The sequence below is a fragment of the Sulfitobacter sp. genome, from assembly GCF_041552635.1.
GTDB lineage: Bacteria > Pseudomonadota > Alphaproteobacteria > Rhodobacterales > Rhodobacteraceae > Sulfitobacter.
In genome coordinates this window covers 1-10,708 of record NZ_JBFEKM010000145.1, presented here as the reverse complement: position 1 = coordinate 10,708, position 10,708 = coordinate 1, and the positions used below count along the sequence as shown (strand labels likewise).

Genomic DNA, 10,708 nt, shown 5'->3' with positions numbered 1-10,708 from the left:
TTTCATCGCGGCAAATATGGGGCGTTCGGGGCACCCTGTGCAAAACCCCGGTGGCCTGATCGGAACCGTTTTTGACAGGTCCGGGATCTGCGATGCCTCTGCGTTCGGGGCGCGGACGTTACCGGGCAACATGTCCGGCGCGGCTTTCTTCAAAAACGCGGTCACGCCATCCAGCATTACCTGTCCGGTATATTCCCCTGCCATCGGCAGCATGTCCTTGCCATGTAGATTCACGCTGCTGCGGGATTTATACAAGAAATTGCCAAGCTGCTGTTCAATGAATTCCGGCTGGCCTTCTTCAACCACCAAGACGTGGTCCTTGCCCTGACAAAACCGATCAACTTCGTCTCTGACCAAAGGATATGTCACATTAAGAACATAAAGCGGGACATCGGTTTTGCCATAAATATCGGCAAGCCCAAGTCGCTGAAGCGCACGAACAACACCGTTGTACATGCCACCTTGCACCACAATCCCCAATGGTGCTTGGTCAGGGCCAAAGACCTCGTTCAGCTTGTTTTCGACGATAAAGGCCTCGGCCGCGGGCCAACGGTTCTTGATCTTATCCTGCTCATGCAGATAGCTCATCGGGGGGAGCACGACACGGGCGAAGTCACTGCGCGGGTTTGAAAGTGCGTCGCGCACGGTCAGCGGCGGCGGCACGTTATCGCGGGTCTCAAAGCTGCCCGTGACATGGCACGACCGGATGCGCACCATCAACATGACGGGGGTATTGCTGGCCTCTGACAACTCAAACCCGTCTTTTACGGCCTTGGTGATGCTGGGCAGATTGGGGCGCGGGTCCAGCATCCAGAATTGCGACTTCATCGCAAAAGCATGGGACCGCTCCTGCATGATCGACGACCCTTCGCCGTAATCTTCGCCCACGATCACCAACGCGCCACCGGTCACGCCAGACGAACTGAGGTTCGCCAGCGCGTCAGAGGCAACATTCACGCCCACCGGCCCCTTGAACGTCACGGCACCACGGATCGGATAGTGCACAGAAGCAGCCAGCATCGCGGCGGCGGCCCCTTCGCTTGCGTTCGCCTCGAACCTGACACCCAGTTCGCCCAGCACATCCTGCGCATCGGCCAGAACGTCCATCAAATGGCTGATCGGCGCACCTTGATAGCCGCCGACATAGCCAACACCATTTTCCAAAAGAGCTTTGGTGATGGCAAGAATGCCTTCTCCGGTAAATGTATCGCCTGCACCTTTGCGCAGATGTGCGACCTCTTTTTTAAAGGATCGTTCGGCCATCCGGTTCCTTTCAGAAGTCGTGCTTGCGAATGTTTTTCAACATCTTTTGCAATGTGCCGACAAAGGCGTTCTTTTCACTATCGGACACACCCGCGAACATCGCCTGATAGGCCTCTGACATATGGGGCCAAAGCTGCCGATATGCGGCACGCCCGGCGTCGGTCAGGAAAATCCGGGTGGCGCGGCTGTCGTCGGGGTCGGGTTCGCGCAGGATCAGACCGCTTTGGGACAAAGCGTCCAAACCGCGGCTTAGGGTCGATTGCTGCACAACCGCATATACCGCGAGTTCGCGGATCAAGATGCCGTCACGCACAGACAAAACCGCCAAGGACCGCATCTGAGGCGTGGTTAACCCCAGCTTGGCCATCTCTTCCTGCAAGGCGGCGTTATAGCGGCCCATGATGCGGTTCATCAGATAGGGCGCAAAGTTGTCCAACCCCATATCCCCAAGTTCATGGGTTTGGTCCAAAGCGGTATCTGCGCTGGTCATCTGCGTCCTTTCCTCATGCCACTTCAGCCCTTTGGGATCAAGGCAAGCGCCCGAATAGGGCTACCTGTGCCACGCTGGATCTTTAGCGGTGCGGCGATCAGAATGGCACCCTTTGCTGGCAGTTTGTCGAGGTTGGCAAGGGACGCAAGACCAAAGCAGTTGTCGCGGTGTAGCAGATTATGGGCCGGATATGCCGGTTCCATCCCGCCAGCCTGACCGGCGTCGGTACCAATGCATTGGGTCCCCCAGCCAACGATCCCCTTGGACAGCAGATATTCGATGCAATCGGGCGTCGGACCGGGGCTGTGCGGGCCCGTTTCGTCAGCGTTCAGGAATTTCGCCTCGTCGTTTGCACGTTTATCCCAATCGGTGCGCATCACGACCCATTCGCCTTTGCCGATTTCACCGTTTACGGCTTCCCAGGATTTGACACCCTCTGCGGTCAGCAGGAAATCCTCGTTCTCGGCGGACTGCTTTGAGCAGTCGATCACATTCACCGGCGCGACCAAGCGCTGGACATCCAGCGTATCGGTAAAGCCGTCTTCATAATCCTTGCCGGTGATCCAATGATGCGGGGCGTCGAAATGCGTACCGGAATGCTCGCCCAGTTTCATCCAGTTCCACGCGAAAAACGGACCATCATTGTCATATTCACTAATCTTGTGAATCTCGACCTTGGGGGTATTCTTAGCAAAATCTTCGGGCAGTTGAAGGATCGGCGTATCCGGGCCCAGAATTCCCGTGCAATCGACCACTTCGACACCGCCAGAGGCCAGCATCATGGCAAGGTTCGTCAGACTGTCTGCGCCGCTCATCTTCATCTCTCCCTTTGGGTGCCAAGGCACGGTTGTTGGAAGAAGATGTTAGGTAGCGTTATATGCGTTTGCAACTAAAATCCCATCTGGCATAGTGCGCCTAGCAAAACGAGGGTGCCATGACTGATCCTGCTTATTTTCTATACCACTCGATTGGCCAATACCCCGGCAAAGCAAAAGACATGGCGACCGCACTTGCCGGTTTCTCGGATATCTGGGGGGCATACAACGATGAACAATGGCCCAAGGTCCTTGGGCAGCGCCACGAGTTTCTGTCCCTTTGGCGCAGATTGATAGACGCGCCAAAGGACAGCCTGACCAGCGCCGAAAACGTCACGACTGCGCTGTTTTCTATCCTTGGCGGTCTGCCAAAAGATCGTCTGCGCGGCAAACGCGTCCTGATCGCGGCAGATTGTTTTCCATCACTGCATTTCCTGCTGAACGGGGTGGCCGACCGCATGGGCTTTACCCTCCATACAGTCCCGATCCGAGCAGGAGAGTTCTGGGTCCGTGATGAGGATATGCTGGACGCTTGGGGGCCGGATGTTGGCCTAGCCCTTTTGACCTTTGTCACATCAACCAGTTCACACAGATGCGACCTGACAGCCTTGCTGGCCCATGGCCGCGATATGGGGTCGCTGATCGGGATCGACCTGACCCAAGGGATTGGGATCATTCCATTTTCCCTAAAAGATCATCCGGCAGATTTCGTGATTTCCACCAGTCTAAAGTGGCTCTGTGGCACGCCGGGGGCCGGTATCATTCAGATGCGCCATGACCTGATTGAACAGGTTACACCCGAATTGCGGGGCTGGTTTTCACAAGATAATCCGTTCTCATGGGATCTGGATGCATTTGACTATGCCCCTGATGCCCGCCGCTTTGACCATGGAACGCCGTCTGTCATGGCATGCTTGGGGTCTGTTCCGGCGCTGAAATGGCATGCAGCGCAGCCTGATTTGCTGGCGCATAACCGGGACCTGACACACCTGATCATCGAACATGCTGACAATGCGGGCATACAACTTGCCACACCGCGCGACACAGCGCAGCGCGGCGGATCGGTGATGATGAAACTGCCGGACAACACTGACACGCAAACTCTGGTCACTCAGCTACGGCACCAGCAAATTCACGTGGATTGCCGCGGGCAAATCTTGCGGCTTTCACCGGGTGCCATAACGACACAAACCCATGTTGAAATGCTGTTTCAGGCACTCAACCCCCTGATCTAGAGACTGTTGAAAAAGCGCTGCATCCGGTCCATCGCGTCGGTCAGCACGTCAATCTCTGCACAGCCGAAACAGACACGCAGATGCCCTTCGCCGGCTTGACCGTAAAAGCTACCTGCCTCGACCACCACGCCGGTTTCCTCAAGCAAACGATCCGCACAAGTTTGCGCAGTAAGCCCGGTCGCTGTGATATCCGGGAAGGCATATATCGTCCCTTCAACGGCAGCGCAGGTAACGCCGGGCATTTGATTTAACCGCGTCACCACCAGATCGCGCCGCTCGCGATCCCGGGCGACCATGCCAGCCAACACCGACGGGTCCCCCGTGACAGCCGCAAGTGCGCCATGTTGGATAAACGTGTTCACATGGGTCACTTCATTGGTCGTGATCTTCATCAGCGGGCCCATCAGGGCGCTGTCGGCAACGACATACCCCAAACGCCAACCGTCCATCGCATAGGCCTTGGTAAAGGCGAACATTGAAATCGTCCGCTCTTTCATCCCCGGCAGTGCCGCGATCGAGATATGGGTGGCATCATAGGTGATCTCTTCATAGACCTCGTCCGAAATCACCAACAAATCGTATTCATGGGCAAGGTCAGCGATAATCTGCAGCTCAGCTCTCGAATAGACGCGCCCCGTTGGATTACACGGATTTATCAGGGCAATCACACGGGTTACGGGGGTAATATGTGGCTCTATCAAGGCGCGATTGATGGAAAACCCGTTTGCCGCATCCAAGGGCGCAATGGTGACTTTGGCGCCTGCAAGCTCGGCCTTGCCGATATGTTGGGGATAGTATGGGGCCAGCAACAGCGCCTCATCGCCATCATCTAGGAACGCCATGAAGGCCGCAAAAGACCCTTGGGTCAGTCCGTTAGTGATCAGCACATTATCGGCAGTCACGTCCAGCTTGTTCTGCCGGCGCAGCTTTTCCGCCAGCGCGTGTCGCAGTTCTGGCAGACCTTGCAGGTCAGAATAATGCACAGCCCCACCTTGAAGCGCTGCAATTGTCGCGTCTTTTATGTGCTGGGGGGTATCTTCGGCAGGCATGCCCAGTTCAAGATGGATCAGGTCGCCTGTCATGGCCACCGCTTTGGCGAACATGCCAAAGTTCTTGGGGCTGGTATCGGTGATCCTGCGGGCGGGGCGAATGGGCATCTTGCTCTCCTTGCATGGGAAAATACATGCGTTTACATCTAAATTGGATAACGCGGTCGGGCTGGAAAAGCCAATCGCAAATGGTGAGGGGGTAGAAATGAAGAAAATTGTAGTAGTTACAGGGGCCGCAGGCGGTATGGGGCGCGCCATCGTGGACCGTCTGATTGCTGACGGGTTTCACGTCGTCGGGTTGGACATCGACCCGATCGGACTGGCTGACATGCTTGGCGACAGTTTCGAAGGCATCTCGGTCGACCTGACCAACGCCAAGGACATCGCCCAAGCTTTCGCGCAGATCGAGCAAAAGCATAGTGGCATTGATGCCTTGGTGAACAACGCCGGCACCTGTTTCATGTCGGAATTCCCCGACATCCCCGAAGCCGAATTTGAAAAACAGATGGCGTTGAATTTTTCCGGCGCGTTTCATTGCTGTCAGGCGGCGATCAAATTGATGGCGGGGCGGGATGGCGTCCGCAAAATCGTGAACATCAGTTCGAACGGGGCGTATAATTTCGATGCGTTTGATCCGCCGCATTATCGTGCGTCCAAGGCCGCGTTGGATACATTGACGAAAGATCTGGCGCGGCGCTATGCGACCGACAAGATCGCCGTGAATTCAATTGCGCCCGCCATGACAGAAACGCCGTTGTTCGGTGTGGTCAGCGCAGAGGTGTTGGAAAAAGCCATCGCGCAAATGCCGCACGGCCGCGCGATGCAACCGTCCGAGATCGCGGCATGGGTTGGTTTTCTGATCTCTCCCGCCGGAGACATATCCAGCGGAAACGTGATAATCCTGAACCAAGGGCGGGATGTAAGATAAAAAACGCCGCCTCACATTTCTGCGGGGCGGCGTTGAAGATGCCGAAGGGTGGGGTTTCCCCCACACCCTGATTAGTAACGATAATGCTCGGGCTTGAACGGGCCATCGGCGGACACGCCAATATAGGCTGCCTGCTCGTTGCTCAGCTTTGTAAGCTTTACGCCGATCCGGTCGAGGTGCAAACGTGCGACTTTTTCGTCCAGATGCTTGGGCAGGATGTACACTTCGTTTGTGTACTGACCGTTGTTTTCCCAAAGTTCGATCTGCGCCAGAACCTGGTTGGTAAAGGACGCGGACATCACAAAGGACGGGTGGCCGGTGGCGTTGCCAAGGTTCAGCAAACGACCTTCGGACAGCAGGATCAAACGATTGCCGCTTGGCATTTCGATCATGTCGACCTGTTCTTTGATGTTGGTCCATTTGTGGTTCTTCAGCGACGCAACTTGGATTTCGTTGTCGAAATGACCGATGTTCCCAACAATCGCCATATCCTTCATCTCGCGCATGTGCTCGATCCGGATAACGTCCTTGTTGCCTGTGGTGGTGATAAAGATGTCAGCGGTTGCCAACACGTCTTCCAGCAGCACAACTTCGAAACCGTCCATCGCGGCTTGCAACGCGCAAATAGGATCGACTTCGGTGACTTTGACACGGGCACCTGCACCAGCCAGCGACGCTGCCGACCCTTTGCCAACATCGCCGTAGCCCATAACAACAGCAACTTTACCGGCCATCATGGTGTCTGTGGCGCGACGGATGCCGTCGACCAGCGATTCCTTACAACCGTATTTGTTGTCAAACTTCGACTTGGTTACTGAATCGTTTACGTTGATCGCAGGGAACGGCAGCTGGCCTTGCTTGACCAGTTCGTACAGGCGGTGAACGCCGGTTGTTGTTTCCTCGGAAACGCCTTTGATCTGATCGCGCATCTTGGTGAACCAGCCGGGGCTTGCTTCCATACGCTTTTTGATCTGAACCTTGATCGCTTCTTCTTCTTCGGATGTTGGCACGGCGATCACGTCTTCGCCAGCCTCGGCACGGGCACCCAGCAGAATGTACAACGTCGCATCGCCACCATCGTCAAGGATCAGGTTCGGGCCATCTTCGAACATGAAGGATTTATCAAGGTAATCCCAATGCTCGGTCAAGGACTGGCCTTTGATCGCGAAAACAGGTGTGCCGCCCGCAGCAATCGCAGCAGCCGCGTGATCTTGGGTCGAGAAGATGTTGCAAGATGCCCAGCGCACGTCAGCACCAAGTTCAACCAGCGTTTCGATCAAAACAGCCGTCTGGATCGTCATGTGCAGCGACCCAACGATACGCGCGCCTTTAAGCGGCTTTTTCTCGCCGTATTCGGCACGCAGGGCCATCAAGCCTGGCATTTCGGTTTCAGCAATATCGAGTTCCTTGCGGCCGTACGCAGCAAGGTTAATGTCTTTAACGATATAATCGTTGGCCATCTGGCGTTCCTTTTCAAACATCGAATATTTGACACGCGCCTAGCACTTTCGCTGTCCAATCTCAACGGGTGTTGACGTCACGGCGAAAACCACATGTCATGTATTGTCTGTATTAACGATTTCGCGAAAGAGGAGGCGATCATATGGCGCAGCAGCCCCGCGCGTGGCAACGCATGTTATCTGGGCGCAGGCTTGACTTGCTGGACCCGACCCCCGTCGATATCGAAATAGCAGATATCGCCCATGGCTTGGCCTTTGTAGCGCGTTGGAATGGGCAGACCCATGGCGACTATGCCTATTCCGTGGCTGAACATTCCCTTTTGGTAGAGACGCTTTTTACCCGGATGAACCCGAAGGCCCCCGCAAAATGGCAATTGGCTGCTTTGCTGCATGATGCCCCCGAATATGTGATCGGCGACATGATTTCGCCAGTCAAAGCCGCTGTTGGCCCCAGCTATGGCGCGCTGGATGATCGTCTGACAGCAGCCATTCACATCAGGTTCGGCTTGCCCGCTGCCATCCCCAAGACCGTTAAGCAACAAATCAAAAAAGCCGACAAAATCAGCGCCTGGATGGAAGCAACGCAGATCGCTGGCTTTTCATCGGCCGAGGCAACGAAGTTTTTCGGCAGGCCCGACACAAAAATCATGGAAGGCTTGTCCATCGTGCTGCGCCCGCCCGTTGAAACGCGCACTGAATTCACAGCCCGGCATGATGCGTTACTAAAGGAAATTTGATGGCAAAGGTACGGCGGCCAATATCGCTGGATGCCCCCGACATGGCGCGGCTCTTGAACGAGATCATCAAGATCGGCGGAACGACAGCACTTACCCGTCCGGTGACCGGTGATGATCTGAACGAATGGATGATGTCGAATGCGGATCAAAGCGCCTGGCATGTAGCCTTGGACGAAGTGGAGAAAGTGGTGGGTTTCCAATGGATCGGCCCCCACCCGAACCTGCCGCCCGAGGCCTGCGATGTGGCAACGTTTGTTCAAGTCGGGCGTACCGGGCTTGGTATCGGATCGGCCTTGTTTGAAGCCACGGCAGCGGCGGCAAAACAGCTGGGATATGTCTGGATCAATGCGACCATCCGCGCGGACAATACCGGCGGCCTGACCTATTACCAAAGCCGTGGCTTTCGCGATTGGCATTTCGATGAAGGCGTCAGGCTTGAGTCAGGTCAGATCGTAAACAAGATCAGCAAAAGATATGACGTTTAGACCCTAACGCGGGGATCTTTTCGCCAAAATGCGCTGCAAGGTCCGCCTGTGCATGCTTAGCCGGCGCGCGGTTTCGGACACATTTCTATCGCACAACTCATAGACGCGCTGAATATGTTCCCACCGTACGCGGTCTGCGCTCATCGGGTTATCAGGGGGCGGGGGCAGATCATCGCCCGTCGCCAAAAGCGCGTTAGTGATGTCGTTGGCGTCCGCGGGTTTCGACAGATAATCCGTCGCACCAATCTTGACCGCAGCCACAGCCGTCGCAATCGCACCGTACCCAGTCAGCACCACGACCCGCGCATCCGGGCGCTTTTCACGCAGCACTTCGACGACATCCAGACCATTGCCGTCTTCAAGCCGCAGATCAATCACGGCATAGGCTGGCGGACGCGCGGTTGCGATGGCGCGACCCGCAGCAACAGACCCTGCGGTTTCAATTTCAAAACCGCGTTTTTCCATTGCTTTGGCCAGACGCCGCAAAAATGGTTCGTCGTCATCCACAAGCAGCAAAGAGCGGTCTTCGCCAAGATCAAGCGCTTTGTCAGCCATGTTTTGCCTCGCATCCATCTGATTTGGTGTCACATTCATTCCATTGATATGTGTCACCATAGGGCATTGGTCAAATTTTCTACTGATTTTCGATAAAACAACCAATTTTATCTGCCATTTGGTCCGGCGTTACATCGCGCCGAAAGAAATCGACAAAGCCTTCGCCGGGCATGACCAGATAGCTAAAGGTCGAATGGTCCACTAGATAATAGTCATCCACCGCCTCGTGTGCCTTGTAATACGTCCGATACGCCGCACTTGCCGCGGCAACCTGTTCGGGGGATCCGGTCAGGCCGATCATCTTGGGGTGCATGTTGTCGGCAAATTCACCGACCACCTCGGGTGTGTCGCGCGCCGGATCGATCGAGATAAAGATCGGCGTGACCGACATGCCCCGTTCAGCCAGCACATCAACAGCACTTGCGTTACGGTCCACATCCAAGGGGCAGACATCGGGGCAGAACGTATAACCGAAGTAAATCAAGCTTGGCTCGGTGATCACATCCGCATCCGTCACCGTCTGGCCTTGGGCATTTACCAGTTCAAACGGCCCTCCCAGATCAGCGCCCCCTGCAATGGTTGAGCTTTTGCACTGGGCATATTTATCGTTGGTCTCTGGTCGGTTTCCCATAAAAAGCATTACAGCAAGAAATCCGAGTGCCACGACAACGGCGGCGATTGCATAAAGGCGTCTCATCTTCAGTCTCCTGCGCGAAATCGCGCTCTTGATCACAGTTGGGTGCAGTCTTAACCTTGGGCTATATCATTGAAATGGTTAAAGTTGAAAAGGTGCGCCGATGACGCAGGCGACATTAAAGCCCTTAGGGGAACGCACACGTGCGAATTGGATCAGATTGCGCACGATGATTGTGCTGCGATGGGTCGCAATCGCGGGCCAGTTAACGGCGATCACCGTGGCCGACCGGATATACGGATTACAGCTTGAGTTGGCCCTGTGCTATTTTGCGGTTGGGGCTTCCGTGATCGGAAACCTTGTCGCTATCCTGGTCTTTCCCGAGAACAAGCGCCTGTCTGAATATGAAAACCTGTCCATGGTGATGTTCGATCTGTTGCAGCTCGGGTTTTTGCTTTTCCTGACAGGCGGGTTGCACAATCCGTTTTCGCTTTTGCTGCTTGGTCCGGTCACAATCTCAGCTACTGCGCTTAGCTTGCGGTCGACCATCGTGCTGTGCAGCACCGCGATTGCGCTGGCGACTGTATTGGCGATTTTTCATTTCCCCTTGATCACACAAAGCGGCGGTTTGCTTGAGATCCCGCAGATATTCGTCTTTGGGAACTGGGTTGCACTGGTCATCGCGATCTTGTTTTCAACCTCGTATTCGCGTCGGGTCACCACCGAAATCCATTCGATGTCAGATGCTTTGACGGCCACGCAAATGGCGCTGGCGCGTGAACAGAAACTAACCGATCTGGGCGGTGTCGTCGCGGCGGCCGCGCATGAACTGGGCACACCGCTTGCCACGATCAAGCTGGCCAGCACAGAGCTGCTGCACGAACTGCAAGACAACCCAGAACTTGCAGAGGACGCTGCATTGATCCGTGATCAGGCGGATCGTTGTCGGGACATTCTGCGCGATATGGGACGCGTCGGCAAAGACGATTTGCACCTGCGTCAGGCACCCTTGATGGCCGTTTTAGAGGAAGCCGCCGAACCCCATCGGGCACGGGGC

General features: G+C 55.5%; 11 protein-coding genes and 1 pseudogene. 5 read left to right on the top strand and 7 right to left on the bottom strand.

The genetic code is table 11. From position 1 onward, the window contains the following. From ABYT07_RS15650 to ABYT07_RS15640, 3 genes and pseudogenes are all read right to left on the bottom strand, one after another. Positions 1 to 1,263 (bottom strand): annotated as a pseudogene (locus ABYT07_RS15650) (indolepyruvate ferredoxin oxidoreductase); the annotation flags it as partial. 10 nt (positions 1,264 to 1,273) lie between these two features. Further along, entirely contained in the window at positions 1,274 to 1,753 is a 480-nt protein-coding gene (locus ABYT07_RS15645) for a MarR family winged helix-turn-helix transcriptional regulator (protein ID WP_372992972.1), read from the bottom strand. Between the two features lie 23 nt (positions 1,754 to 1,776). Further along, a complete protein-coding gene (locus ABYT07_RS15640; protein WP_372992971.1) occupies positions 1,777 to 2,574 on the bottom strand; it encodes a cyclase family protein in 798 nt (265 codons plus the stop codon). A 113-nt stretch (positions 2,575 to 2,687) separates the two neighbouring features. Here ABYT07_RS15640 and ABYT07_RS15635 point away from each other — a divergent pair, with 113 nt between their 5' ends. Continuing rightward, positions 2,688 to 3,803, top strand: a complete 1,116-nt coding sequence (locus ABYT07_RS15635) for an aminotransferase class V-fold PLP-dependent enzyme (RefSeq protein ID WP_372992970.1) — start codon at positions 2,688 to 2,690, stop codon at positions 3,801 to 3,803. Here ABYT07_RS15635 and ABYT07_RS15630 read toward each other — a convergent pair. Then, positions 3,800 to 4,960, bottom strand: a complete 1,161-nt coding sequence (locus ABYT07_RS15630) for a pyridoxal phosphate-dependent aminotransferase (protein WP_372992969.1) — start codon at positions 4,958 to 4,960, stop codon at positions 3,800 to 3,802. The genes ABYT07_RS15635 and ABYT07_RS15630 overlap by 4 nt on opposite strands. A 97-nt stretch (positions 4,961 to 5,057) precedes the next feature. Here ABYT07_RS15630 and ABYT07_RS15625 point away from each other — a divergent pair, with 97 nt between their 5' ends. Beyond that, on the top strand, positions 5,058 to 5,780 hold the full coding sequence (locus ABYT07_RS15625; RefSeq protein WP_372992968.1) for an SDR family NAD(P)-dependent oxidoreductase: 723 nt from the start codon (positions 5,058 to 5,060) through the stop codon (positions 5,778 to 5,780). Positions 5,781 to 5,851: 71 nt separating this feature from the next. Here the strand turns inward: ABYT07_RS15625 and ahcY are convergent, their stop codons facing one another. Next, positions 5,852 to 7,240, bottom strand: coding sequence for an adenosylhomocysteinase (gene ahcY, locus ABYT07_RS15620; protein WP_372992967.1), 1,389 nt, complete (start codon positions 7,238 to 7,240; stop codon positions 5,852 to 5,854). A 143-nt stretch (positions 7,241 to 7,383) separates the two neighbouring features. On the opposite strand from ahcY, the gene ABYT07_RS15615 reads away from it, so the two are divergent. Beyond that, complete coding sequence (locus tag ABYT07_RS15615; protein WP_372992966.1) at positions 7,384 to 7,977, top strand: HD domain-containing protein; 594 nt, start codon at positions 7,384 to 7,386, stop codon at positions 7,975 to 7,977. After that, entirely contained in the window at positions 7,977 to 8,462 is a 486-nt protein-coding gene (locus ABYT07_RS15610; RefSeq protein WP_372992965.1) for an N-acetyltransferase family protein, read from the top strand. Before ABYT07_RS15615 ends, ABYT07_RS15610 begins: the two co-directional genes overlap by 1 nt. A gap of 3 nt (positions 8,463 to 8,465) precedes the next feature. Here ABYT07_RS15610 and ABYT07_RS15605 read toward each other — a convergent pair whose 3' ends face one another. Further along, complete coding sequence (locus ABYT07_RS15605; RefSeq protein ID WP_372992964.1) at positions 8,466 to 9,017, bottom strand: ActR/PrrA/RegA family redox response regulator transcription factor; 552 nt, start codon at positions 9,015 to 9,017, stop codon at positions 8,466 to 8,468. A 79-nt stretch (positions 9,018 to 9,096) separates the two neighbouring features. Next, complete coding sequence (locus ABYT07_RS15600) at positions 9,097 to 9,714, bottom strand: SCO family protein (RefSeq protein WP_372992963.1); 618 nt, start codon at positions 9,712 to 9,714, stop codon at positions 9,097 to 9,099. A gap of 100 nt (positions 9,715 to 9,814) precedes the next feature. Here ABYT07_RS15600 and ABYT07_RS15595 point away from each other — a divergent pair. Further along, the coding region (locus ABYT07_RS15595; protein ID WP_372992962.1) for an ActS/PrrB/RegB family redox-sensitive histidine kinase at positions 9,815 to 10,708 on the top strand (894 nt) is incomplete at its 3' end.